Origin of the sequence: Natrinema amylolyticum (genome assembly GCF_020515625.1) — an archaeon.
In the GTDB taxonomy this organism is placed as follows: Archaea; Halobacteriota; Halobacteria; order Halobacteriales; family Natrialbaceae; genus Natrinema; species Natrinema amylolyticum.
In genome coordinates, this window is the sequence record NZ_JAIWPJ010000002.1 from 689,485 (window position 1) to 713,140 (window position 23,656).

At 67.0% G+C, this 23,656-nt stretch carries 22 protein-coding genes; 10 read left to right on the forward strand and 12 right to left on the reverse strand.

Annotated elements, in window-relative coordinates; genetic code table 11:
• Nucleotides 1–14: 14 nt before the first annotated feature.
• The 4 genes from LDH66_RS13650 to LDH66_RS13665 all read right to left on the reverse strand — a co-directional run bounded on the left by LDH66_RS13650 (nt 15) and on the right by LDH66_RS13665 (nt 4,070).
• Nucleotides 15–1,034: an NAD(+)/NADH kinase gene (locus tag LDH66_RS13650; RefSeq protein WP_226481622.1), complete on the reverse strand. Its 1,020-nt coding sequence runs from the start codon at nt 1,032–1,034 to the stop codon at nt 15–17.
• Nucleotides 1,035–1,046: 12 nt separating this feature from the next.
• A complete protein-coding gene (locus tag LDH66_RS13655; protein WP_226481623.1) occupies nt 1,047–2,054 on the reverse strand; it encodes an alpha-ketoacid dehydrogenase subunit beta in 1,008 nt (335 codons plus the stop codon).
• A complete protein-coding gene (locus LDH66_RS13660; protein WP_226481624.1) occupies nt 2,051–3,097 on the reverse strand; it encodes a thiamine pyrophosphate-dependent dehydrogenase E1 component subunit alpha in 1,047 nt (348 codons plus the stop codon). The genes LDH66_RS13655 and LDH66_RS13660 overlap by 4 nt, the downstream gene beginning before the upstream one ends.
• A 193-nt stretch (nt 3,098–3,290) precedes the next feature.
• Nucleotides 3,291–4,070: a PHP domain-containing protein gene (locus LDH66_RS13665; protein ID WP_226481625.1), complete on the reverse strand. Its 780-nt coding sequence runs from the start codon at nt 4,068–4,070 to the stop codon at nt 3,291–3,293.
• 198 nt (nt 4,071–4,268) lie between these two features.
• Between LDH66_RS13665 and LDH66_RS13670 the strand changes: the two genes are divergently transcribed.
• Complete coding sequence (locus tag LDH66_RS13670; protein ID WP_226481626.1) at nt 4,269–4,925, forward strand: lactate utilization protein; 657 nt, start codon at nt 4,269–4,271, stop codon at nt 4,923–4,925.
• A 373-nt stretch (nt 4,926–5,298) separates the two neighbouring features.
• Here the strand turns inward: LDH66_RS13670 and aroC are convergent, their stop codons facing one another.
• On the reverse strand, nt 5,299–6,450 hold the full coding sequence (gene aroC / locus LDH66_RS13675) for a chorismate synthase (protein ID WP_226481627.1): 1,152 nt from the start codon (nt 6,448–6,450) through the stop codon (nt 5,299–5,301).
• A 267-nt stretch (nt 6,451–6,717) separates the two neighbouring features.
• Here aroC and LDH66_RS13680 point away from each other — a divergent pair, with 267 nt between their 5' ends.
• Nucleotides 6,718–7,770, forward strand: coding sequence for a hypothetical protein (locus tag LDH66_RS13680; RefSeq protein ID WP_226481628.1), 1,053 nt, complete (start codon nt 6,718–6,720; stop codon nt 7,768–7,770).
• A 207-nt stretch (nt 7,771–7,977) separates the two neighbouring features.
• Here the strand turns inward: LDH66_RS13680 and LDH66_RS13685 are convergent, their stop codons facing one another.
• From LDH66_RS13685 to LDH66_RS13700, 4 genes are all read right to left on the reverse strand, one after another.
• Complete coding sequence (locus LDH66_RS13685) at nt 7,978–9,165, reverse strand: MFS transporter (RefSeq protein ID WP_226481629.1); 1,188 nt, start codon at nt 9,163–9,165, stop codon at nt 7,978–7,980.
• 217 nt (nt 9,166–9,382) lie between these two features.
• Nucleotides 9,383–10,525, reverse strand: coding sequence for a thiolase family protein (locus tag LDH66_RS13690; protein WP_226481630.1), 1,143 nt, complete (start codon nt 10,523–10,525; stop codon nt 9,383–9,385).
• A 96-nt stretch (nt 10,526–10,621) separates the two neighbouring features.
• Nucleotides 10,622–11,920, reverse strand: coding sequence for a 3-phosphoshikimate 1-carboxyvinyltransferase (aroA, locus tag LDH66_RS13695; RefSeq protein ID WP_226481631.1), 1,299 nt, complete (start codon nt 11,918–11,920; stop codon nt 10,622–10,624).
• Between the two features lie 186 nt (nt 11,921–12,106).
• Nucleotides 12,107–13,255: a LolA family protein gene (locus LDH66_RS13700; RefSeq protein WP_226481632.1), complete on the reverse strand. Its 1,149-nt coding sequence runs from the start codon at nt 13,253–13,255 to the stop codon at nt 12,107–12,109.
• Nucleotides 13,256–13,357: 102 nt separating this feature from the next.
• On the opposite strand from LDH66_RS13700, the gene LDH66_RS13705 reads away from it, so the two are divergent.
• Nucleotides 13,358–14,554, forward strand: a complete 1,197-nt coding sequence (locus LDH66_RS13705; protein ID WP_226481633.1) for a M24 family metallopeptidase — start codon at nt 13,358–13,360, stop codon at nt 14,552–14,554.
• A gap of 548 nt (nt 14,555–15,102) precedes the next feature.
• Here the strand turns inward: LDH66_RS13705 and LDH66_RS13710 are convergent.
• On the reverse strand, nt 15,103–16,119 hold the full coding sequence (locus LDH66_RS13710) for an aldo/keto reductase (protein WP_226481634.1): 1,017 nt from the start codon (nt 16,117–16,119) through the stop codon (nt 15,103–15,105).
• A 133-nt stretch (nt 16,120–16,252) separates the two neighbouring features.
• Nucleotides 16,253–17,209: a TIGR03557 family F420-dependent LLM class oxidoreductase gene (locus LDH66_RS13715; RefSeq protein WP_226481635.1), complete on the reverse strand. Its 957-nt coding sequence runs from the start codon at nt 17,207–17,209 to the stop codon at nt 16,253–16,255.
• Nucleotides 17,210–17,386: 177 nt separating this feature from the next.
• Here LDH66_RS13715 and LDH66_RS13720 point away from each other — a divergent pair, with 177 nt between their 5' ends.
• The 5 genes from LDH66_RS13720 to LDH66_RS13740 all read left to right on the forward strand — a co-directional run bounded on the left by LDH66_RS13720 (nt 17,387) and on the right by LDH66_RS13740 (nt 21,613).
• Nucleotides 17,387–18,379 (forward strand): ABC transporter ATP-binding protein, encoded by a 993-nt coding sequence (locus tag LDH66_RS13720; RefSeq protein ID WP_226481636.1) that lies wholly within the window; start codon nt 17,387–17,389, stop codon nt 18,377–18,379.
• A complete protein-coding gene (locus LDH66_RS13725) occupies nt 18,376–19,149 on the forward strand; it encodes an ABC transporter permease (protein ID WP_226481637.1) in 774 nt (257 codons plus the stop codon). Before LDH66_RS13720 ends, LDH66_RS13725 begins: the two co-directional genes overlap by 4 nt.
• A 110-nt stretch (nt 19,150–19,259) precedes the next feature.
• On the forward strand, nt 19,260–20,639 hold the full coding sequence (truD, locus tag LDH66_RS13730) for a tRNA pseudouridine(13) synthase TruD (protein WP_226481638.1): 1,380 nt from the start codon (nt 19,260–19,262) through the stop codon (nt 20,637–20,639).
• 141 nt (nt 20,640–20,780) lie between these two features.
• Nucleotides 20,781–21,077: a hypothetical protein gene (locus LDH66_RS13735; RefSeq protein ID WP_226481639.1), complete on the forward strand. Its 297-nt coding sequence runs from the start codon at nt 20,781–20,783 to the stop codon at nt 21,075–21,077.
• Nucleotides 21,078–21,286: 209 nt separating this feature from the next.
• Nucleotides 21,287–21,613 (forward strand): hypothetical protein, encoded by a 327-nt coding sequence (locus LDH66_RS13740; RefSeq protein ID WP_226481640.1) that lies wholly within the window; start codon nt 21,287–21,289, stop codon nt 21,611–21,613.
• A gap of 10 nt (nt 21,614–21,623) precedes the next feature.
• Here the strand turns inward: LDH66_RS13740 and LDH66_RS13745 are convergent, their stop codons facing one another.
• On the reverse strand, nt 21,624–22,145 hold the full coding sequence (locus LDH66_RS13745; protein ID WP_226481641.1) for a DUF8173 domain-containing protein: 522 nt from the start codon (nt 22,143–22,145) through the stop codon (nt 21,624–21,626).
• A 90-nt stretch (nt 22,146–22,235) separates the two neighbouring features.
• Here LDH66_RS13745 and LDH66_RS13750 point away from each other — a divergent pair, with 90 nt between their 5' ends.
• Both LDH66_RS13750 and surE read left to right on the forward strand, forming a co-directional pair.
• A complete protein-coding gene (locus LDH66_RS13750) occupies nt 22,236–22,688 on the forward strand; it encodes a zinc ribbon domain-containing protein (protein ID WP_226481642.1) in 453 nt (150 codons plus the stop codon).
• A 27-nt stretch (nt 22,689–22,715) separates the two neighbouring features.
• Nucleotides 22,716–23,561, forward strand: a complete 846-nt coding sequence (gene surE, locus LDH66_RS13755) for a 5'/3'-nucleotidase SurE (protein WP_226481643.1) — start codon at nt 22,716–22,718, stop codon at nt 23,559–23,561.
• The last annotated feature ends 95 nt before the right edge of the window (nt 23,562–23,656 follow it).

Sequence of the window (23,656 nt, forward strand, 5' to 3'; positions counted from 1 at the left end):
TTCTGATTTCGTCCTCACTCGTCCTCGATGAGAGAGTCGGTCATGTCGAAGCAGCCGGCGGCCGCGCCCGTCTCGAGCACGGCGTCGATGTCGACGAGTCGCGGCCCGTCCGAAACGGGCGTCAGTTCGACGGTCGCGTCCGTGAGTTCGAGCTCTCGTTCGCCGTCAGCGCCGATGACCCCGTCCGGCACGTCGAACGTGACGGCGTCGTTCGGGCCGAGCCGTTCGGCCGACGCGACGCCGATCGTCGCGGTGACTCCCGGTGCGACGATCGATCGGACGGACCGCGACGCGTCCTCGGGGTCGGCGAGTCGGAGCGCGACGCCGCCCCGTTCGTCGGGTGCGAGCGACTCGAGGCCGCCCGCGACGGCCGGCAGTCCGATGTCGCCGGGACGGGCCCGCGAGACGACCCCGCCCCGAAGGTCGCTCGGATCGAGCAGCGCGCGAGTCCCGACGAACGACTTCGCGGAGACTTCCACGGCCGCGAGTCCGGTCAGCCGTCGCTCGCCGGTCGGCGTCTCGGCTCGAGCCTCGACCATTCCGTGTCGCGTCGTCACCGCCTCGGCCGGGACCGCGTCGGTCGCGACGAGCGCCGCCGCTGCGCCCGCGACTGTGCCGTCGACGGCCGACGGGACGACGGTGTTCGTTCCCGTCGAAACCGCGACGAGCGGGACGTCGCCGAGTTCGAGCGCGGCGTCGCGGGTCGTCCCGTCGCCGCCGAGGACGACCGCGACGTCGACCGCATCGCGGAACGCCGCCGCCGCTCGACGAGTATCGGTCGCGGTCTCTTCGACCGGCATCTCGAGCGTCGATGCGTCGATTTCCTCGGGGGCCTCCGCGACCGCGTGATCGGCGATCCCGGTCCGGTCCGGCATGACCAGGACCTCGAGCCGATCGCCCGCGACGGTCAGGCCGTCGAGAACGCACTCGGCGACCCGGCGCTTCGCGTAGTCGTCCACGACGCTCGCGCCGCCGGTGAGGCGGCGGATGTCGCGGCCCGCGGCGGGGTTGACGAGCAGACCGATGGTCGTCACGTGCGGGCCCCGCTACGCGATCCGCTGGATCGCGGCCCTGACGTCGTCGTCGCCGGGCAGGACCTCTTCCTCGAGGTGCGGGCTGAACGGGATGTGAGTGTCCGGCGTCCCGACCCGCTGGATCGGCGCGTCAAGGCTGAAGAACGCGTCCTCCTGGACGCGTGCGACGATCTCGGCGTGAGTACCGTACGAGAGCGGGCTCTCGTCCGCGACGACAAGCCGACCGGTCTTTTCGACGCTCTCGACGATCGTATCGACGTCCAGCGGGTACAGCGAGCGCGGATCGATGACCTCGACGCTGACCTCGCCCTCGAGGGTCTCGGCCGCGCCGAGGGACTCGCCGACGAGTCGCTGCGTGGCGACGACGGTGACGTCCTCGCCCTCGCGTTCGACGGCCGCCTCCCCGAGCGGGACGGTAAACTCCTCGTCGGTCGGCACCTCGCCCGACTGCTCGTAGATCATCTTGTTCTCGAAGACGAACACGGGGTCGTTCGATCGGATAGCGGCCTTCGTCAGCCCCTTCGCGCTCGCGGGAGTCCCCGGAACGACGGCCTTCAGTCCCGGGAAGTGCGCGATCCAGGAGTGGACCGTCCCCGAGTGCTGGCTGGCGGCCCCCATGCCGCCGCCCTCAGTCGTCCGGACGGTGACCGGCATGTCGGCCTTCCCGCCGAACATGTAGCGCATCTTCGCCATCTGGTTCATGATCTGTTCCATCGAGACGCCCGCGAAGTCCGAGAACATGAGTTCGACGACCGGCCGCGTCCCAGTCGCCGCCGCGCCGGTCGCGGCCCCCATGAAGCCGGCCTCGCTGATCGGCGTGTCCCGGATCCGTTCCTCGCCGAACTCCTCGAGCAGGCCGCTGGTCACCTCGAGGACGCCGCCGAAGAGCCCGACGTCCTCGCCCATGACGTAGACGTCCTCGTCGCGCTCGAGTTCCTCGCGGAGGGCCTGCCGGATCGCCTCCCGAACGGTCATCGTCTCGGTCTCGAGTCCCAGTTCCGCTTCCGTCTGTGCGGTCATCGGCGGTCACCTCCGTTCGCACCGCCGTCGGGACGCGCGGTCGCGGCGAACCGATCGAGTTCCGGCGGCCGATCGGCGAACATGTCCTCGTAGGCCGCGCTCGGCTCCGGTGGATCCGCCGCCTTCGCGTACTCGACCGCGTCATCGATCGTCGACTCGACCGCCGAACGCAGGTCCGCGAACTCGTCGTCGGTCAGTTCGCCGCGTTCGATCAGTCGGTCTCTGAACGATTCGATCGCGTCCCGGTCCTTCCAGCGTTCGATCTCGGACTCGTCGCGGTAGGGCTCCTCGTCGCCCTCGTAGTGGCCGCGGTAGCGGTAGGTCTGGGCCTCTACCAGTGTGGGTCCGTCGCCGGCGCGGGCCCGCTCTCGGGCCTCGGCGACCGCTTCCGCGACGGCGGTGACGTCCATCCCGTCGACCGTCACCCCCGGAATGTCGTACGCCTGGGCCGTATCGCTCAGGTTGTCGACGTTGTGCTGTTTCTCGACGGGGGTGCCTTCCCCGTAGCGGTTGTTCTCGACGACGAAGATCGCCGGCAGGTCCCACGTCGCGGCGAGATTGATCGCCTCGTGGATCTGGCCCTGTGCGACGGCCCCGTCGCCCAGGAAGCCGACCGCGACCTGATCGCGGTCCCGATAGTCGATCGTCAGCGCCGCGCCGGTCGCGAGCGGCGGTCCGGCACCAACGATCCCGTTCGCGCCGAGCATTCCCTCGTCGACGTCGGCGATATGCATCGAACCGCCCTTGCCGTTACAGTAGCCCTCGGCCTTGCCGTAGAGTTCGGCCATCATGTACTTCGGATCGAGCCCCTTCGCGATGCAGTGACCGTGACCGCGGTGCGTGCTCGCGATGTAATCGTCGGGCTCGAGCGACGCACAGGTGCCGACGCCGACCGCCTCCTCTCCGATATAGAGGTGGACGAACCCCGGTATCTCTCCGTCCGCGAACCGTTCCCCTGCTTCCTCGTCGAACGCCCGGATGGTCACCATCCGGCGCAACGCCTCCCGTCGGCCGTCCGCGCTGTCGAGGTCAAAGTCTGCCATGTGACCTGTCCTGTGGTACGATATCATGTGCCATATATCTAGCATCCATAATCTGATTATATCACCGGCTAAACCCTCCAGATACCGAGAATGAAACCGATTCGTGGGAGCGTCGGTCGGTGACCGACGACAGTCGATCGCTACGGGACGACCGTCGCTCCCGGCCGCCTATCGCCTCCGTTCCGTCCGTCGGCTACCGCTCGAGTCCGTCGGGGACGACCGGCTCGAGGCCGGTCTCCGCGACGAACTCGGCGAGGAAGCCGGCGCGGTCGGGAATCTCGTCGGGGTGATGGGAGTCGGTGCCGACGGTGACGGCCACGTCGTGTTCGCGCAGGACAGTGAGAAACGGGGCCGAGGGATGGACGACTTCAGCATCGGTCAATGCTCGTCCGGCGTTGATCTCGGGGACCGTCCGCGAATCGGTGAACGCCCGCGCCACTCGCCGGTAGTGCTCCGCCGTCGCTCGGCCTCGCAGCGGCGGCGTCCGCTCGAGCAGGTCCACGTGGGCCGCGATATCGAACAGTTCCGACTCGACGAGCGCGACGAGTCGATCGAAGTAGCCGTCGACGACCGCGTCGCGCTCGGCGTCGGTCATCTCCGCGAAGTGGGACGCGACCTGGACGTTGTTCCCGTCGACGTCGTGGACGCTCCCGATCGCGTAGTCGAAGTCCGCCTCGGCGAGGAACGCGCCGATGGCCGCCTCGTCGCGCGGATCGTAGTCCATCTCGACGGCGTCGTAGATCTCGAGGTCGAAGTCCTCCCGCAGCCGTTCGATCCCCCGCCGCCGGCGCTCGTAGGTGAGATCGAGGTTGAACCCGTAGACGCTGCGCATCGACGCCGGCCGCTCGCGCGAGGCCACGTTACAGTGGTCGCTGAAGCCGACGCCCTCCAGACCGGCCGCCTCGGCCGCGCGGACCATCCCCCTGAGGAAATCGCCGTCCGAGTAGTTCGAGTGGACGTGAAAATCCCGCATACGTCGTCGACCACGGACGGTAGGTTAGTAGTTGTGCTCGCGGAACACGTTTCGAACGAGCGGTGAGCCACCGTTTCCCGTCGCACAGCGGACATATTCGCTGCTCGATGGAAGTAACACTGGGGTAATCACCTAACACCGGTATCCGCGAGCGCTTAAGTCCGACACGTCCCCATTCACGTGTACGGATACATCTAAATGTCACAGCAGAAATCAGAGTACGTAGACGACGCCGAGATCGACGCGACGCTCGACGAACTCCCGACCGACGAGGCCGTCGAGGCGGCCGTCGAAAACCTCGAGGCCAACGGCTTCGAGGTCGTCGTCGCCGACTCGGCCGAGGAGGCCCTCGAAACGATCCAGTCGCAGATCCCCGCCGGTGCGTCGGTGATGAACGGCCACTCCACGACGCTCGAGGAGATCGGCTTCGCCGACTACCTGTCCGAGGGCGACCACGAGTGGGAGAGTCTGGCCGACGAAATCTGGAGCATCGACGACGACGCGAAGCGCCAAGCCGCTCGGCGAGAGTCACAGACCGCCGACTACTTCCTCGGCGGCATCAACGCGATCTCCCAGACCGGCGAACTCGTCGCCGCCGACCGCTCCGGCAGTCGGATCGGCGCGTACCCCTTCGCCGCGAGCAACGTCGTCATCGTCAGCGGCGTCAACAAGATCGTGCCGACGCTCGACGACGCGCTTGAGCGCCTCGAGTCGGTGGCCTACCCCCTCGAGAACGAACGTGCGCAGGAGGCCTACGGCGTCGATTCGGCCATCGCCAAGGAACTCATCTTCCGACAGGAACTCGAGGAGGGTCGCACGACCGTCGTGCTCGTCCGCGATCAGTTGGGGTACTAACGAGCCCGTCCGTCGGACAGCGTCTCTGCACTGCAGAGACGCTACCTGACACGGCAGTCTCTCTCGAACCCCACTGATCAGTACAGGCGGAGGCGTTACCGCTGGAGTCGAAACACAAGCGCTGGACCCGCGAGCGACCGAAGGGAGTGAGCGGCCTTTTTAGCGTAGATTTTTGCGCCGAGAGGTGAGTGAGCACAGCGAGTGGACCCGAGGCGAAAAAAGGTACTCGCGTACGTGTCGTGTGCTTTTCACCGTAGATATCCGACAAATTGGAGGGAGATAGCGTTGATCGCGGGTCGCGCTCGTCTGCTCTCGACTCAGTATACCGTCTCGTCCGCGAAACGGAATCGGGTGCGTGTTCCGGACCGGCGAGCTACTCGTTCCGCGGGCTGCTCGGGTGGTACTCAGTGTCGTACTCGCCTGGCTGATCGTCGACGCGGTCGGGATTGATTCGACCCGACAGGAGCATGAAGTCGACCAGCGTGAGCGCGAGCATCGCCTCGACCACGGGAACGCCGCGGGGCGGCAGGACCGGGTCGTGCCGGCCGATGACTTTCTCCTCCTTGATCTCGCCCGTCTCCCAGTCGGCGGTCTGCTGGGACTTGGGGATCGAGGTGGGCGCGTGCAGCGTGACCTCGCCGTAGATCGGTTCGCCGCTCGAGATGCCGCCCTGAATCCCGCCGTGGTCGTTCTCGACGGGCGTCGGATTGCCCTCGTTGTCGAACTCCCAGTCGTCGTTGCGCTCCTTGCCGGTCCACTCCGCCGCCTCGGTCCCGAGACCGAACTCGAAGGCCGTCGTCGCCGGCACCGACATCATCGCCTGCCCGAGTCGCGCGGACAGCGAGTCGAATCGGGGTGCGCCGAGGCCGACCGGAACGCCCTGCGCTTCGAAGTAGATGCTGCCCCCGATGGAGTCGCCTTCCTCCTGGTACTCCGCGATCCGTTCTTGCATTCGTTCGGCGGTTTCGGGATGCGCACAGCGGACGTCGTTCTCCTCGCTGTATTCCTTGATCTCATCGAAGCTCACGTCGGGCGCTTCGATGTCGCCGATCTGATTGACGTGGGCCTTGAGTTCGATCCCCTCCCGAGCGAGGATCTTCTTCGCGACCGCGCCGGCCGCGACCCAGTTGACCGTCTCGCGGGCCGACGAGCGGCCGCCGCCGCCCCAGTTTCGCGTGCCGAACTTCGCCGAGTAGGTGAAGTCGCCGTGGCTCGGTCGCGGCGCGGTGATGAATGGCTCGTACTTGCCCGATCGGGCGTCTTTGTTCTGGATGATCAATCCGATCGGCGTCCCGGTCGTGTAGCCGTCCTGAATCCCCGACTTGATCGAGACGGCGTCGGGTTCGCCGCGGCTGGTCGTGATCATCGACTGGCCCGGCTTTCGCCGGTCGAGATCCTCCTGAATGTCCGCTGCCGAGAGCTCGAGGCCGGCGGGACAGCCCGAAATAGTACAGCCCATCGCCTCCCCGTGGCTCTCGCCGAACGTGGTCACCTGAAAGAGGCGACCGAAGCGGTTGCCGTTCATTACCACGTCCTCTGGGGCGCGGCCACTTAGCGGTGCAGGATTCGCGCTAGCGACGGCGTCGAATCCGGAATCCGCTCGGCCCGTTCGTGTCTCCTCGATGCACGCGGTCCGTCATTACCAGTAACTTTCTTTCATACCGATGTTTTCTTCCCTATAGAAGCGTATTGATTCACTGATAGATACATGGGGCGTCGTCGGAAACGGTCTCGAGGAGGGTGGACGAGGAGAGGGCTTCTCGCGAAAGGGGCGCTGATTAGCGGGGGCGCTTTGCTTCTCGGTGGGACGGGCGCGTTCTCCCACATCGGTGCAGACCGGTCCGTATCCGTCGGAACAGCCGACGATAGCAACGGATTTCTCGGTCTCGATGTCACCGCGTCGGTACGGGCCGGAAGGGACGATCAGCGCCTCGTCGACGTCACGAACAACGCCACCGGAACCATCGCGGCAACGCTCTCCCTCTCGGACCCCGGTCAGGGGACGATCTCGAATCCCGACGTATCGCTCGACAGTGGGTCGACGCGGTCGATTCTCGTCTCCGTCGAAGGTGATAGCCCGACCGGCAGCGATGCGCTCTCGTTCGAGATCGACGCGTCGAACGAGAACGTGAGTATTTCGGCGACGCGTCGCGTCGCAGTTACCGCCCCACCGACTCTCGAGCGACAGATTCGCGATCACACGCAGCACGGAAACGCAGCGTTCGGGATCTCCTATCGAGTCAGCCGCCTGCCGGACTTCGACAGGGTCGAAATCGAGGTCGAGAACGTCGATGCCGGCCACATCGGTCGAGAGAGCTACGTCGAACAGAACGCGGAACGGACGGTATCGTATCCGCCCGGCGGCGGAAGCGACGGTGGAGCCGGCGGCGACACCTACGAATTCCGGTTTCGCGTCTACGATCGATCCGGCGAAGTCACCGAGCTGTACACGGAAGCGAGGACCACTGCTAACGGTGAGAGCCCACCCGGCGACGATCTCAGCGACGAAGACGATCCGAAGCTCGTCGGGTTTACCGTCGCTAACGACGAACAGCACACGAACAACCGGTTCACCGTCGAATACGAAGTCGACCGACTCGAGGCGTTCCGCGACGTCCAGGTCGCATTCGACAACACCGAGAACGACTGGTCCGATCGGACGAAGTCGAACGCTGCCGCCCCGACGGGGACGGTCGCCTATCCCGAAGCGGGGCAACGCCAGGGCGGTGTAAACGGCGATACCTACGACGTCACCGTCGAAGTGTACAATCAGAGCGGCATTCCCGTCGACAGTGGGACCGTCTCCATCGAAGCCGGGTCCAACGAGACGATCGAGTGGCCGTGACCGATCTATGCTCGCAGTCGCCGTTCGCTCGGTGACCCCGAGGACCGACAGCACTGCCTAGGGTCGGCGGTGACTCAGCCTCTCTCTACTCGGAAGGCGATCGGTAGCCGTTCTCAGACGACCGATTTCGGATTCGCGGCTCGAGATCAGTACGCGCGAGTCGATTCACGGACGCGAACGAGAAAGACAGAGGGGTGATCACGCGTCTCAGCGGCCGGTCGTTCCGGCGATCGTCGCCCAGAGCGAGACGACGGTCACGACGAAGGTCAACAGAATAGCGACGGTGTAGCCGCCGGTATAGGTGATGCTCGCAGTGCCGAGCAGCGGCATGACTAACGCGCTGGTCCCGATGGCGATATTGAACACGCCGACGATCGCGGTGTCCATCTCGGGATCGTAGATTCCCATGAGTAACGGCACGTACAACGTCGCACACCCGCCCAAACCGATACCGATCAGGAAGACCGCGACTGCGAGCACCGACACCTGCGGCGCGAACAGCAGGACGATACCGACGGCCGAACAGCAGAGCGACGCGAGGAACGCCCGCCTCGAGCCGACGACGTCGGTGGCGTAGCCGCTGCCGACCCGCGAGATGATGCTAACGCCGCCGATCAGCCCGAACGCGGTCGACGCGCTCGCTTCCGTCAAGCCGCGAGACGCGAACAGATCGATCGCGAACGCCGCGAGGAGCTGATACCAGGCGAACGCGAGTCCGATACCGATGAACAGTAGTTGGAACGTCCGGGTCCCGACCAACCCGCCGACCCACTCGAGGAGATCGCCGGGCGCCGCCGCCGACTGGTCCGCCCATCGCGGCCGTCGACACGTGACGCCGGCGAGGGCGAACGCGACCGCGGTCACCGCCATAACGACGAGAAAGCCGCGGCGGACGCCGAACTGCGAGAGGACGCGTTGCCAGAGGGGCGGCAGTACGAACAGTCCCAATCCGTTCCCGACGAAAATGAGCCCCGTCGCGGCACCGCGGCGCTCCTCGAACCAGCGCGGGACGATCGACGCGAGCAGGACGAACACCGTCCCGAGCGCGAGCCCGAGAACGGCGAACACGACGGTCAGCCCGAGTCGGGACTCCGCGATGTACAGCGCCGGGGCGATCACGCCGGTAGCCCCCGCACAGGCGAGTATCACGGCTCGAGCCGGCAGGCGCGCGGCGAACACCCCGACCGCACCGGATCCGATGAAGAAAGTGAACAGCATGACGGCGAAGACGGTCGAGAGCGTCACCTGCGGGATCCCGAAGGCCTCGCTGAACGGTCGCTGAAAGACGCCGTACGAGAACGGCGTTCCGAACGTAAACACCATCGCGATCGAACCGACGAGCGCGACGATCCAACTGCGGCGGCCGTCGGGCGTCTCTCGGTGAGCACTCGTCACGTAACCGCCTCACTCGTACGACGGCGAAAACATTCTGATTCGGGGGCGCCGCCACGTTCCTCGCCCGCCCACGGAGACGTCTACGCTCGAGCGTTTCAGGGCAGTTCGAACTCGATCGCCGCTCCCTGACGCGACCACCTTTTGTCTCGGCCGATTCGCTCACTTCGTTCGCGAACGGCCTCGCAAAATCTGGACCAAAAAACCGAAATCGAGCGTTTCAGGGCAGTTCGAATTCGATCGCCGCTCCCTGGCCGAAGCCGACGCACTCGGTCGCAATGCCGCGGTCGACGCCCTCGCGGTTCATCTCGTGGATCAGCGTCACCGGCAGGCGCGCACCGGAACAGCCGAGCGGATGCCCGATCGCGATCGCGCCGCCGTTGACGTTGAGCTGGTCGTCCGGAATGCCGAGTTCGCGCTGGGAGTACAGCGTCTGGCTGGCGAAGGCCTCGTTGATCTCGACCAGCCCGTAGTCGTCAATTTCGCGACCCGCGCGCTCGAGCAGGCCCTCGGTCGCCGGCACCGGACCGACGCCCATGATCGTCGGGTCGACGCCGGCGACGTAGCTGGTCCCGACTTCCGCGAGCACCTCGAGGTCGTTCTCGTCCGCGAACTCCTTGCTAGTGAGCATGACGCCGGCAGCGCCGTCGGCGATCTGGGAGGCGTTGCCGGGCGTGACGGTGCCGTCCTCCTTGAAGACCGTCGGGAGTTCGGCGAGTTTCTCGGGGGTCGTCCCCGGACGGAGGCCCTCGTCCTCGTCGTGGACGCCGTCCTCGGTCTCGATCGGAACGATCTCGTCGTCGAACTTCCCTTCCTCGGTCGCTTCGACCGCGCGCTGCTGGCTGCGCGCGCCGTACTCGTCCTGCTCTTCGCGGCTGATGTCGTACTCCTCGGCGACCTTCTCGGCGGTCATCCCCATCTGGAGGTTCCGCATGCCGTACTCCTCGTCGAGTTTCGGATACATCTCGCCGCTGTCGGCCGCGCCCATCTTGACGCGGCTCATGCTCTCGACGCCGCCGGCGATGACCGCGTCGTGGCGGCCCGCGGCGATCGAGTCCGCGGCGCTGATGATCGCCTGCGCTGAGGAGGCACACTGGCGGTCGATGGTCGTCGCGGGAACCGACTCGCCCAGTTCCGAAAAGAGTGCGATCTGTCGCGCGATGTTGGTTCGCTGCTCGGAGCGCTGCTGCGCACAGCCCCACATCAGATCGTCGACGGAATCGCCCTCTACGCCCGTCTCGGCGAGCATCTCGTCGACCAGCGGGATCGAGAGGTCCTCGCTGCGAACGTCCGCGAGCGCACCGTCTTCTCTTCCCTGTGCAGTTCTTACAGCGCTAACGATTACCGGCGTGTTAGCTGACATTGTATGACATAATTTTTCGTGGATATAAATAGCTACCCCTGCCGGAAAGCCACCGATGAGGACGACGAAGAATCGGAAAGATAGCCGACGGCGGTACTATTCCCGTCGCTCGAGCGAGACGCCGAGTTCCTCGAGCATGCCGAAGAAGCCGGGGAACGAGACGTCGACGTGATCGGCCCCCTCGATGGTGGTCTCGCCGTCGGCGACGAGGCCGGCAAGTGCGAGCGCCATGATGATTCGATGGTCCGCTCGGCCGCGAACGGTCGCGCCCTCGAGCGTCGACTCGCCGCCGTGGATCGTCAGCGAGTCCCGCTCTTCGGTGCTCTCGACGCCCATCTTGCCCAGCTCCTCGGCCATCGCGCTCACCCGGTCGGTCTCCTTGTACCGGACGTGCTCAGCGTTCGTAATGCGGGTGTCGCCGTCCGCGACCGCACCGAGCGTCGCGATCGTCGGCAGCAGGTCCGGCGTGTCTTCGACATCGACCTCGATTCCGGAGAGCGGGGCCCGCGAGACGTCGATCGTCCCCGCGTCCCGGTCCCAGTCGATGTCGGCACCCATCCGCTCGACGATCTCGACGATGGCGCTGTCGCCCTGTGCGCTGGGCTGGGCACCGTCGATGCGGACGCCCGCGCCCGTATCGCCGGCGATCGCACCCGCGGCGAGCGGGTACGAGATCGACGAGAAGTCCCCGGGCACGGCGTACTCGCCGCCCGCTGGCTCGTAGGACTGTCCGCCGTCGACTTCGAAGCCGGCGTCCGTGTGGCGAGCCTCGACGCCGAAATCCTCGAGCACCTCGAGCGTGATGTCGACGTACGGCGCGGACTTGAGCTCCGTCTCGAGGTCGATCGCGATCCCCTCGTCGGTGACCGCGCCGGCCAGCAGGAGAGCGGTGATGTACTGCGAGGAGACGTCGCCCGGAATCGAGACTTCGCCGCCCGACAGCGGGCCGCTGACGACCAGCGGCGCCTGACCGTTTCCGCGGGTGCTGTCCGCCTCGGCCCCGAGATCGGAGAGGGCCTCGAGCAGCGGTCCCTGGGGTCGGGACCGCAGGGACTCGTCGCCGGTCAGCACCGTGGTGCCGTCCGCAAGCGCCGCCGCGGCGGTGACGAGTCGCATCGTCGTCCCGCTGTTCGTGCAGTCGATAACGTCCGCCGGCACGTCGGGACGGCCGTCGAAGCCGTCGATCTCGAGGGTCCCGTCGTCCCGCCGATCGACGTCGCCGCCGAACAGCTCGACCGCGCGAGCGGTCGCCTGCGTGTCCGCGCTCCAGAGCGCGTCGCGGACGGTCGCCTCGCCGGCGTACCCCGCCGCGAGGATCGCCCGGTGGGTGTAACTCTTCGAGGGCGGTGCCCGCGCCGTCCCCTCGACGCTCGAGGGCGTGATCGTGACGTTCATGCTCGCCCTGTGGGGTGGGTCCGTCTTACCGATACCGATCCCTGCAGGTACCGTGGGAACGGACCGGCGTGATCGACCGGAACCGGAGCGTCCCGTGACGGTGACGAGGAGGACACCCTCCAGTCGACTCGCACAGCGTCAGCGGCGTCCCCGATACCGCTCGGACGTCCCCAGCGCGCGCCGCCGCTATCGGCACCCGATCGACGCCGCGATCTCCTCGAGCGGGGCGTCCTGAAGCAGGGCCGAGGCCTCGTAGCTCAGATCGTCACAGGTCCAGAAGACGCTCCGTTTCTTTCCGTCGCTCCGATAGGCCGTCCAGCCGTCGATCTCGATCTCCTCGAGGGCGTCGGGATCAAACCGCTGGAACTCCCGCACGGCCACGTAGAGTTCGCGTGCGACGACGTCCGGGTCGTCGTACCAGAGCGTCGCGGTGGTTCCGCCGACCGATTTCTCCCGCTCGACGACGGTGACGCGGTCGAGTTCGTACGCGTCCGGCACGTCGGGATCCGGCAGCTCGTAGGGGAGGGCCGCTTCGGCGGCAGTTCGGGAATCGAAGACGCCCTCCGGGGGGCGACCGTCCGTGACGACGGTCGCGTCCGGCGGCAGCTCGTACGTGAACGCGTCCCGCGAGAGACCCCGATCGATCGAGAGATCCCTGTACGTGACCGTCAGTTCGTGCCGGACCTCGCCGCTCTCCGTGTGGACAGTTCGTTCCTTGATCGGATACCGGTACTCATCGTCGATCCACACCGTTCGAGTGACCTCCAGTTCCTCGAGGTCCTGAATGACGTCCACCGGCATGACGTAGGTCGTATCACCGACTACCAGTTCGACCTTCGGCCCGGCGTCGTCGACCGGCGGCCGCGTCTCGATGACGTGGGCCTCGCGACCGTCGACGGTTTCGGTCCCCTCGTACCCCAGCCGAGACTCCGACAGCAGGTTCTCGAGGACGAGCCGCGTCCGATCGGTGTCGGCCTTGTTCGGGTGGTAGTTCTTCTCGACCCGTTCGGTCGACGGATCGTACTCCCACGTCGCCGTCCGGTTCGTCACGGTGACCGAGCCGGCCGGGACGTCCGGATCGGTCGACTCGACGACCTCGATGCGCTGCTTGGCCGGCGGCTCTCGAGCGATCGCTTCGGTCCGCTCGGCCCTGTCCTCGGTGGTTTCGACTCGGATGAGCCGCCGCGCTTCGAGGTCGGTCATGCCTCCCCGCCGCTCGATTGCGTCCCGAATGAGCGCCTCGCTCGAGGGAGTGTCGTCGGTATCGGACGTATAGCTCGTACAGCCGCCGAGTGCGACTGCGGCCCCCGTTGCCAGGATCCGGCGGCGATTCATACGCGGGGAATTGCCACCTTTATTGATAAGTTTGTGGGTTCGAATCGATCCGAGACGACCGGGATCCCCGGGATTATGTAGGCCGCCGTCACACGTCCGTCTATGAACGTCGACGTCGATCTCTCGGCGCTCCGCGAGTATCTGGCGGCCGAAGACCTGGACGGCTACCTGATCGATGACGATGCCTCGGACTCGGACCAGCGGTACGTCTCGGGCTTTACCGCGCCGGATCCCTACCAGACGCTCGTCACGGCCGACGGCGTCCACCTGCTTGTCTCCGGGCTCGAGTACGGCCGAGCGAACGCGGAGGCGAACGCCGACTCGGTCACCCGCCGGGCCGCGTACGACTACCAGCGACTGGTGGCGGACCACGGCCAGTACGAGGGGAAGATTCGCACCCTCGCAGCGTTTCTCGAAGATCACGACGTCGCCTCCCTCGCGGTCCCTCGAAACTTCCCGACGGGGACCGCGGACGGACTCCGCGAGCGCGGCCTCGCGGTGACGGTCGAACGCGAGGGCATCGTGACGGACATCCGCGCGACGAAAACCGAGTGGGAGGTCGACCAGATTCGGGCCAGCCAGCGGGCCAACGAGGCCGCGATGGCGAGGGCGGAGGAGCTGATCGCGACCGCGGACGTCGAGGACGGGATCCTGGTCCACGACGGCGAACCGCTCACCAGTGAACGCGTCACCGAAGAGATCGAGGTCACCCTGCTGCGCCACGGCTGTGCGTTAGACGAGACCATCGTCGCCTGCGGGGCCGACGCCGCGGACCCTCACGATCGGGGCAGCGGCCCGCTCGAGCCCGACGAACTGATCGTGATCGACATCTTCCCGCGGGACAAGGAGACGGGCTACTTCGCCGATATGACGCGGACGTTCGCCCGCGGCGATCCCGGCGAGGAAGCCCGACGGCGGTACGAGGTCACGCACGACGCCTACGAGGCCGCCCTCGAGACGGTCGCGGCCGGCGCGACGGGTGCCGACGTTCACGACGCGGCCTGCGACGTGATCGAGGACGCGGGCTACGAGACGCTGCGAAGCGATCCCAACGCCGAGACGGGATTCATCCACAGTACCGGCCACGGCGTCGGCCTCGACATCCACGAACAGCCCAGCGTCTCGCCCTCGGGCGGCGAACTCGAGCCCGGACACGTGATCTCGATCGAACCCGGCATCTACGATCCCGCGGTCGGCGGCGTCCGCATCGAGGACCTCGTGGTCGTCACCGAGGACGGCTACGAGAACCTGACGGAGTACCGGATCGGGCTCGAGCCGACGGCTGGCAACGGAGCGTAGACGGTAATCGCGGGGAGAACGGGCGAGGACTGTCTCTCTCAGTACTTACTCCGATCCGGTCCTCGGCGTGCGGTGGCGCGCGCTGTCGAGTGCCCGAGCGGCAGCGAGGGCAGGCGACGACCTCGTGCGAGGGATGAGTGAGGGAGCAACGCGACTGAGCGAATCGGCTGGGGAGGGTGTGGTTCTCACCGTTGCCACGGTAGCAGGACACTGCACTTCGATTACTGGCAGTTGAATATAGTGTGTGCCGGTGATCCCTAACATGACCTGGGAGCAAAGTGTCCTGCTACCGTGGCACCAAGGAGCAGCCACGCCCTCCCCAGCCGATTCGTTCGCTCCTCTCGTCGCTCACTCATCCACAGGAAGACGCTTCGCGTCTTCCACGCCTTCGTTCACTCCGTTCACGAAGCCCTCGCGCAGTTTCGGCCCGCGTCTCACCGCTCGTTCGACGCGGTCCAGCGCGCGCCACCGCAGGCCGGACGATCAGTCTGCACCTCGAGTGAGCGAATCGCACTGTGAGTACTGATCCTGCAGTACGATTCCCGAACTCAGCGATAGCCGTCGGCGTCCGCGTCGCGAGCCTCGTCGATCCGCTCGAACTGGTCGTCGGAGAGCTCGAGGTCGACCGCGCCGACGTTCTCTTCGAGCTGGTCGGGCGTCCGCGCGCCGACGATCGGCACGCAGGTAAACCGGTCCTGTTCCATCAGCCAGCGCAGGGAGACCTGCGCGGGCGTGGCGTCGACCTCGCCCGCGACGGACTCGACGGTCTCGAGGACGTCCCAGGCCTGCTCGGTCGCGTAGTAGTCGCCGAACATCTCGTCGAGGCTACCTCGAGAGCCGTCGGGCGCCTCGACGGAGCCGTCCTCGGCGCGGTCGTACTTGCCGGTCAGGAAGCCGCCCGCGAGCGGCGAGTACGGACAGACGGCGACGTCCTGGTCCGCACAGACCTCGAGGTAGTCGCTCACGTCGTCCGTGTCGGCGGCGTTGAACATCGGCTGCGTGACGTCGAAGCGCTCGAGGCCCTCGACGTCGCTGGTCCACAGCGCCTTGGTGAGCTTCCAGGCGGCCATGCTCGAGGCCCCCAGGTAGTGGACCTTGCCCTCGCGGACGAGTTCGGTCAGCGTCTGCATGGTCTCCCGGATCGGTGTGTTCTCGTCCCAGCGGTGGATGTAGTAGAGGTCGAGGTAGTCGGTTCCGAGCCGCTCTAAGGTCCCCTCGATCTGGGCGCGGATGTGCTTGCGCCCGAGACCGGAGTCGTTCGGTCCGGGCTCGCCCCGGCCGTTGAACGGGAAGTAGACCTTCGAGGCGAGGACGAGGTCCTCGCGGTGGTGGCCCCGATCCTCGAGCCACTCGCCGATCCAGCGCTCGCTCTTGCCGTTCGGATCGCCGTAGACGTTCGCGGTGTCGATGAAGTTGATGCCGTGCTCCCAGCAGGCGTCGAGCAGTTCGTGCGCTTCCTCGCGGTCGGTCTCGACGGTGCCGTCGCTTTCCTTTCCGAAGCGCCACGTGCCGAAGCAGAGTTTCGAGACTGTCGTGCCCGTATCACCGAGCGTCGTGTACTCCATGAGTGGCGGTTTAGCTGCGACCATCAAAACGCGTTTGGAAGCGGCGAGGTGGCGATCGGTATCGTCAGATCGCCGCGGGTGGCTCGAGCACGCAGCGTTAGACAGGCGACTCCCCTCGAGTATCCGCCGGCGGTCAGTCGAAGGAGGGGAGCACCTCGTCCTGGTAGAACTCGATGGCTTTCTCCTGTTCCTCGCCGATCTGGTGGAAGTAGACGTGATCGTAGCCGGCGTCGACCGCCTGTTGGATGCTGTCGATGTGGGCCTGCGCGTCGGGCTCGGTCGTGGTTCCGGCCTCGGCGATGTCCTCTTTCTCGACCATCTGGGCGGCCTGCTCGAAGTGGGCGGGCGTCGGTAGCTCCTGCCCGAGTTCGCCCGGGATCGAGCCGTTGGGCCACTGCTCGTAGATCGTCTCGATCGCCGCCTCCTCGCTGTCTGCGTAGCAGCCGTGCAGTTGGGTGTACGTCGGCCCGTCGCCGCCGGCGTCCTCGTAGGCCTCGACCGGCTCCTCCTTCGGACCGGAACACCAGAGGCCGTCTGCGGTCTCGGCGGTCCACTGCGCCGTCTGCGGGCCGAAGGCGCTCGCGATGGTCGTCGGCTGCTCGTCCGGCACCGTGTAGAGCCGCGCGTTCTCGACCGTGTAGTGCTCGCCGTGATGGCTCGTCGTCTCGCCGGTCCAGAGGGAGCGCATCACGTCCATGGCCTCGTTCAGCATCTCGAGGCGCACGTCGTGTTCGGGCCAGCGCTCGCCGGTGACGTGCTCGTTTAAGTTCTCGCCGGTGCCGACGCCGAAGGTGAACCGGTCGCCGAGCATCTCGTCGACGGTGGCGACGGCGTGGGCGACGTTGACCGGATGGATCCGGATCGTCGGACAGGTGACGCCGACGCCGACCTCGATCTCGTCGGTCGCCGTCGCGATCCCGCCAAGCGTCGACCAGACGAACGGCGACTCCCCCTGGGCGGAGACCCACGGGTGGAAGTGATCCGAGATCGAGAGGAAGTCGAAACCGGCGTCCTCCGCGCTGCGAGCGATATCGACGAGTTCGTTCGGGCCGTGTTCCTCGCTCGAGAGAGTGTAGCCGAGCTGTGGCATTCCCGACCCGCTATCACGGACCGACGGGTAACGGTTGCACCTGCGAGGGCAAGAGCGCGGTTCGGAACGAACGAAGTGAGTGAGAACCGCGATGCGAACGGTAACACCGTGAGCGCGAAGTGAGGAGCGCCTGCGGGAACCGAACCCCTTACCCACGCCGCGCCGGAACCGACCCGTATGGAAGCCGTAGTCGAAGCGACGGACCTCGAGAAGGCCTACGGCGAGACCGTCGCCCTGTCCGAGGCCTCGTTGTCGGTCGAGGGCGGCGAGGTCTTCGCGCTGATCGGTCCGAACGGGGCCGGCAAGACGACGCTCGTCCGGGCGCTGACGGGGACGACCGCGCCCGACGGCGGGACGGCGCGGATCCTCGGCGCGTCGCCGACGGCCGTCGATCGCGACCGGCTCGGCGTGTTGCCACAGGCGTTCTCGCCGCCCGACAGACTCAGCGCGAGGGAACTGCTCGCCTACTACGCCGGACTCTACGACGACCCGCGCGATCCCGACGACGTGCTTGCCGACGTCGGCCTCGTCGATACCGGCGACACCTGGTACGAGGACCTCTCGGGCGGCCAGCAGCGCCGCGTCTGCGTCGGCTCCGCGCTGGTCAACGACCCCGACCTGCTCTTTTTGGACGAGCCAACGACCGGCATCGATCCCGCCGGCCGGCGCACCGTCTGGCGGCTGATCGAGGACCTCGCCGCGGGCGGGACGACGGTCGTCCTGACCACTCACGACATGGCCGAGGCCGAGCGACTGGCCGACCGCGTTGGCCTGCTCGCCGACGGCTCGCTCGTCGCACAGGGGCCGCCCGAACGCCTGATCCGCGACCACGGCGGCTCGAGTCGGCTCACCGTCGAAACGGCGGCCGACCCGGACGCCTTCGACGACCTCGAGTACCCGGTCGAACGCCCCGAGCGCGGCCGGAATCGAAGCCCCGATAGCGCGGTCGTCGTCCGCGACATCGATCCCGCCGCGATCGGGGCCGTCGTCGACTATCTCGAGTCCCGCGACATCGAGTACACCGAGCTCTCGTGGGCCGAACCCGACCTCGAGGACGTCTACCTTTCCCTGGCGGACGCGACCGAGCGGGAGCGGACGGATCGACTCGAGAGCGACGGCGACGACGGCGGGGCCGGTTCGGATCTCGCGCAGGCGGGTGAGACCGCATGAGCCGGATGGGACGCGTCGGAGCCGAGACGAGCGCCGGGTGGCGCTCGTTTATCCGGCGGCGGACGGCGGTCTTTTTCACCTTCTTCTTCCCGGTGATCCTGATCGTCATCTTCGGCGCGCTGATCCGCACTGATCCGACCGGCGAGGGCCTGTTCACGGAGCCGGCGGCCTACTACGTGCCGGGCTATCTCGCCGTGGTCGTCCTGTTCACCCCGCTGTCGCGAATGGGAAGCGAGGTCGCGCGCCACCGCGAGGGGAGCCGCTTCGAGAAGCTCGCGACGACGCCGCTGACTCGCGGCGAGTGGTTGCTCGCCCAGACCGTCGTCAACGCCGCGATCATCGGGCTGGCGAGCCTGCTCATCCTCGGACTGGTTATCCTGCTGACCGGCGCGGAGATCGCGTTCTCGCCGCTGCTGGTGCCCTACATCCTCGTCGGCGTCGTCTGCTTCTGCGGCGTCGGCGCGATGCTGGGCAGCTACACGGACTCGCAGGACGGCGCGGTCGCCGCCAGCAACGCGATCGGCCTTCCCCTCCTGTTCCTCTCGGAGACGTTCATCTCGCTGTCGCAACTGCCCGGCTGGTTCGAACCGCTCGTGAACCTCTCGCCGCTGACGTACTTCGCTCGCGGCGTGCGGGCCGCGACCTATTCGGGCGCGGAAACGCCCGCTGTCGCCGGCGTCGATCCCGCGCTCGCGAACCTCGCGATTCTCACCGTTCTCGCCGTCCTCGCGTTCGCGCTGGGCGCGCGGTCGATCCCGCGGACGGACTGATCGCGGCGCGCTGACCCGAACCCGCGGGGAACCGATCCGAATCCGCGGCCCGTCGCTCGACGCGAGAACGAACCGATTTACGCGCGGCACTCGAATCGACGGCAATCAGTATGCGCCCAGGCCACCCCACGGAGCAGGCCGTCGGTATGGAGTACTACGTCAGCGACGCGGACGGCGTCGGCGGCCGTCTCCGCGAGGACGACGCCGATTTCCGGGTGCGCGAACTCGAGCGCTTCGACACCGAACCCGTCGACGCGCCGACGGACGCCTACCCGCACCTCGTCTTTCGGGCGACGCTGCAGGGGTGGGACACCAACGACTTCGCCTCGCGGCTCTCGGACGCGCTGGGGATCTCCCGCGAGCGGGTCAACTGGGCCGGCACGAAGGACAAGTACGCCGTGACGACCCAGCTGTTCTCGGTCTACGGGGCCGACCCCGCGGACCTGCCGGAGATCGATGGCGTCGAGATCGAGGTGCTCGGGCGGGCCGGGCGGAACCTCGAGTTCGGCGACCTCGCGGGCAACGCGTTCGAACTCGTGGTCACCGATCCCGAGCGGCCGGAAAACGCCGCGGCGATCACGGACGCGTTGTGCGAGTTCGGCGGCCTCGACGAGCGACATCGGAGCGGCGGCAGCGCGGACGGCTCGAGCGAGGACGCGACCTCGATCGGCGTCCCCAACTTCTTCGGCCAGCAGCGCTTCGGCAGCCGTCGGCCGGTGACCCACAAGGTGGGCCTCGCGATCGCCCGCGACGACTGGGAGGGCGCGGTGATGGCCTACCTCGGGAACCCGACCGAGGCTGAACCCGAGTCGACGCAGGAGGCCCGGACCTTCGTCGAGGAGACCCGCGACTGGCAGGAAGCCCTCGAGCGCGTTCCGCACCGCCTGCGCTACGAGCGCTCGATGATCCACGCGCTCGCCGAGTACGACGGCGAGCCCGGTCCCGAAGAGTTCCGGGAGGCTCTGGAGCGGGTCCCGTCGAACCTCCAGCGGCTGTTCGTCCACGCCGCCCAGTCCTACGCGTTCAACCTGATGCTCTCCGAGCGGCTCGAGCGCGGGCTCCCCTTCGATCGCCCCGTCGAGGGCGACGTCGTCTGTTTCTCCGATACCGACGCTCCGGACGGGCTCGCACTGCCCGACACCGACCGGCTCCAGCGCGTCGATGAGCGCCGGGTCGACTCGGTGACCCGCCACTGCGAGCGCGGCCGGGCGTTCGTCACCGCGCCGTTGGTCGGCACCGAGACCGAACTCGCCGACGGCGAGCAGGGCGAGATCGAGCGCGCCGTTCTCGACGACCTCGGCCTCGAGCCCGCGGACTTCGACCTCCCCGGCGAGTTCGATTCGACCGGGACGCGGCGGGCCGTGCTCCTCCGGACCGACCTGCGCCTCGAGACGGAGCCGCTGACCCTCGAGTTCGCGCTGCCGAAGGGGTCGTATGCGACCGTCGTCTCGCGGGAGTATCTGAAGGTGAATTCGGTCGATCTCGGCTGATTCCCTTGGCTCGAGGCCGACCGTCGCCGCTCGAGTCGCTCGGCGAACTCCGCGCCGAAGCCTTTAGCATGCCGTCGCGACTGGTACCGAACGAATGGACTTCGTCACTCGTCGGCCAGCGACCCGGGCAAATCTCCACGTATGATCGGAACGAACGAGACCCGCGAGATCGTCGACTGGCGGAAGACGACCGAAGACGGGCAGACGGTGTACGAGATCGAGTACAGCGAACCCGTTCCGGAGCCGACGGGGCGATCGAAGGCGCTGTTCGGGGCGGGCAGCGGCGGAACGGTACCGGCCGGCGAGCAGTTCTTCGAAATGCCGGACGGCGAACGGATTCCCGCCACTGAGGCGGTGTTCGACGCCGAGGGAACGACGCTCCGGGTCCGACACGAGCCGTCGGTGGTGGCTCGTCTCCGGCGCTACCTACCGTGGTGACGGCGATGGTGACCCGTCTCCGACGCTACCTGCCGTGGTGACGGCGATGGTGACCCGTCTCCGACGCTACCTGCCGTGGTGACGGCGATGGTGACCCGTCTCCGACGCTACCTGCCGTGGTGACGGCGACAACCGTTTCGACTCTCGGTCGAACTGGCGATCGTTCCTCTCGACAAAATAGTTAACTATCTGCCACGAAAGGGTTCCGTATGTTCGAGCCGTTCTCGCTGTTCATGTCGGCGGTGTACGTCGTTCAGGGAGTGCTGGGTCTGGCCGAACAGCGCATCTATACCGACGAACAGCGATCGCGCGAACCGCTGCTCTCGCGGCTCCATCTCGCCAGTTCGATCCTGGTCACCACCGCCGGCGTCGCGAGCGCGTCGTGGGTCCACTGGAACGGCGTTCCGACGACGTGGTATCCGACCATTCTCGCCTGCGGATTGCTCGTCTCGATTCTCGTGCAAGGGCGGATGTACCGCGCGGCGGGCGTCTCGCACAGTCCGGTGATCGACCGGGTGTCGGCACGCCTGCACTGACCTCGCGCTCTCACTCGAGATAGTCCCGAAGCACCGCGCCGAAACCGGCAGCACCGATACAGACAGCCAGAATCCCGCCGACGCCGGTCAGCGCGAGCGCGCCGCTCATGGCCGCAGCGACCAACAGCCGCTTGAACCACTCGTCGTTGCGCCCGACGAGTCGATCGGCGATCGCGAGGTAGGCGATCGCGCCGCCGATCGCCCACACCAGATACGCGAGCACGAAGAGCGGGAACGCGATCAGGATCCCGATGATAGTGACGACCAGGAGGAGTATCAGGAGGCCGATCGCCAGCAGTGAGACGATGCCGTACGCGAACGTCCCCACGGGTTCCTCGAGGACGTCCGCCATCATTCGCTCCGTATAGTCGGGCGCGACGGCGACCAGGATCACGCCGACGACTAGCGTAGTCAGGAAGGCACCGATCGCACCCCCGAGGAGGCCGTCGGTCGTCCCGATATCGATATTGACGCCGGGATCCGCCTGCGCGATCGCTGCGACTGCGAGGCTCATATCCCCGAATTCGATCATATTTCTTGAACGTCACAGTGGAATATAAACGGAGCGGTGCCGGCCCCCGGTCGCTGACAGCCTTTTGCTCGCTCGAGCCCTATGGCACCTATGCACAGCAAACGACTGCAACGAGAGATCGACGAGCTCGTGGCTCAGGGCTGGACGATTGAGGAGGAGACCCCGGACCGCGTCGTGATGGTCGACCGGGAGTTCGGCTCGGTCGTCTCGCACGTCCTGGTCGCGGTCCTGACGTTCTGGTTCTCGATGGGACTGGGAAACATCGCGTGGGGCGCGTACAACTACGTCTCGAAGTCGCGTCGGCGCGTCCTCTGGGACGACGCCGTCGGCTGCCCGGCCTGCGGCGCGGATGTTCCGCCGGCCGCCGACTACTGCCCGTCCTGCGGCGAAGCCCTCGAGGCGATCGCCGAACCGAACGAGGCCGTCGCCTGTCCCGAGTGCGGCGCGGTCGCCGCCGACGGCGCGCGATACTGTCCGGCGTGCGGGACGTCTCTCTCGGACGCGGTCGATCGGTCATCGTCCGGGAACCGAACTGATACGTAGCTCGCCCGCTACCGAACGAGTACGGCAATGGAACTGGACTCGGAGCCCCACATTCTCCTGACGAACGACGACGGGATCGACGCGCCCGGTATCCGGGCGCTGTACGACGCGCTCTCGGCGGTCGGGACGGTCACCGTCGTCGCGCCCGACCGGAACCGGAGCGCGGTCGGCAGATCGCTCTCCTACGGCCGGACGAGTTCGTCGCGCGACGGCGATGACGACTTCTCGCTGAACCTAGAGACGGACTCGTTCACCTCGCCGGTCCCCCACACCGACCACGAACTCGGCTACGCCGTCGACGGCACCCCCTGTGACTGCGCCATCGTCGGCGCGAAAGGCCTCGAGCCCGAACCGGATCTCGTCGTCTCCGGCTGTAACTCCGGCGCGAACCTCGGCGCCTACGTCTTCTCCCGATCGGGGACCGTCAGCGCCGCCATGGAGGCCGCCTTCCTCGGGACCCCGTCGATCGCGATCTCGATGGACACGCTGGGCTACGACGACGACCTCGAGCCCGCCGACTTCGAGCGAGCGGGCGAGCTCGCCGCCGATCTCGTGACCGGCCTCCCCGGCACCGGCCTGTTCGATCGCGTAGACTACCTGAACGTCAACGTGCCGCGTCCCGACCGCGATCCCAACGGGGTCGCGATCACGCGCCCGACCGAGGTCTACGAGATGGACGCGGCGTTCGAGGACGGCGCGTTTCAGCTGACCAACCGCCTCTGGCAACAGATGGCGAACCGGGACATCCCCGACGCCGAGGACACCGACCGCCACGCCGTCCTCGAGGAGGAGGTGTCGATCTCCCCGCTTCGGGTCCCCTACGACGTCGTCGACACGGAGCCGGTGCGGAACGTCTTCGATCGAATCCTGTAACGGCCGACTGTCGCGGCAACTGGTATTTCAGAGCCAGCACAGTTTAGGAAGTCGGCTCACAAGGGGGAGCCAATCGATCGATGGCGGACGGAAAT

Excerpts from the sequence above, each read along its gene's own strand:
- LDH66_RS13655 (WP_226481623.1), bottom strand. The coding sequence starts at position 2,054 with ATGACCGCACAGACGGAAGCGGAACTGGGACTCGAGACCGAGACGATG.
- LDH66_RS13710 (WP_226481634.1), bottom strand. The coding sequence starts at position 16,119 with ATGGAGTACACGACGCTCGGTGATACGGGCACGACAGTCTCGAAACTC.
- LDH66_RS13740 (WP_226481640.1), top strand. The coding sequence starts at position 21,287 with ATGTTCGAGCCGTTCTCGCTGTTCATGTCGGCGGTGTACGTCGTTCAG.
- LDH66_RS13750 (WP_226481642.1), top strand. The coding sequence starts at position 22,236 with ATGCACAGCAAACGACTGCAACGAGAGATCGACGAGCTCGTGGCTCAG.
- LDH66_RS13715 (WP_226481635.1), bottom strand. The coding sequence starts at position 17,209 with ATGCCACAGCTCGGCTACACTCTCTCGAGCGAGGAACACGGCCCGAAC.
- LDH66_RS13670 (WP_226481626.1), top strand. The coding sequence starts at position 4,269 with ATGTCACAGCAGAAATCAGAGTACGTAGACGACGCCGAGATCGACGCG.
- LDH66_RS13700 (WP_226481632.1), bottom strand. The coding sequence starts at position 13,255 with ATGAATCGCCGCCGGATCCTGGCAACGGGGGCCGCAGTCGCACTCGGC.
- LDH66_RS13705 (WP_226481633.1), top strand. The coding sequence starts at position 13,358 with ATGAACGTCGACGTCGATCTCTCGGCGCTCCGCGAGTATCTGGCGGCC.
- aroC (WP_226481627.1), bottom strand. The coding sequence starts at position 6,450 with ATGAACGGCAACCGCTTCGGTCGCCTCTTTCAGGTGACCACGTTCGGC.
- LDH66_RS13745 (WP_226481641.1), bottom strand. The coding sequence starts at position 22,145 with ATGATCGAATTCGGGGATATGAGCCTCGCAGTCGCAGCGATCGCGCAG.
- truD (WP_226481638.1), top strand. The coding sequence starts at position 19,260 with ATGCGCCCAGGCCACCCCACGGAGCAGGCCGTCGGTATGGAGTACTAC.
- LDH66_RS13665 (WP_226481625.1), bottom strand. The coding sequence starts at position 4,070 with ATGCGGGATTTTCACGTCCACTCGAACTACTCGGACGGCGATTTCCTC.
- LDH66_RS13690 (WP_226481630.1), bottom strand. The coding sequence starts at position 10,525 with ATGTCAGCTAACACGCCGGTAATCGTTAGCGCTGTAAGAACTGCACAG.
- LDH66_RS13735 (WP_226481639.1), top strand. The coding sequence starts at position 20,781 with ATGATCGGAACGAACGAGACCCGCGAGATCGTCGACTGGCGGAAGACG.
- LDH66_RS13660 (WP_226481624.1), bottom strand. The coding sequence starts at position 3,097 with ATGGCAGACTTTGACCTCGACAGCGCGGACGGCCGACGGGAGGCGTTG.
- surE (WP_226481643.1), top strand. The coding sequence starts at position 22,716 with ATGGAACTGGACTCGGAGCCCCACATTCTCCTGACGAACGACGACGGG.
- aroA (WP_226481631.1), bottom strand. The coding sequence starts at position 11,920 with ATGAACGTCACGATCACGCCCTCGAGCGTCGAGGGGACGGCGCGGGCA.
- LDH66_RS13725 (WP_226481637.1), top strand. The coding sequence starts at position 18,376 with ATGAGCCGGATGGGACGCGTCGGAGCCGAGACGAGCGCCGGGTGGCGC.
- LDH66_RS13720 (WP_226481636.1), top strand. The coding sequence starts at position 17,387 with ATGGAAGCCGTAGTCGAAGCGACGGACCTCGAGAAGGCCTACGGCGAG.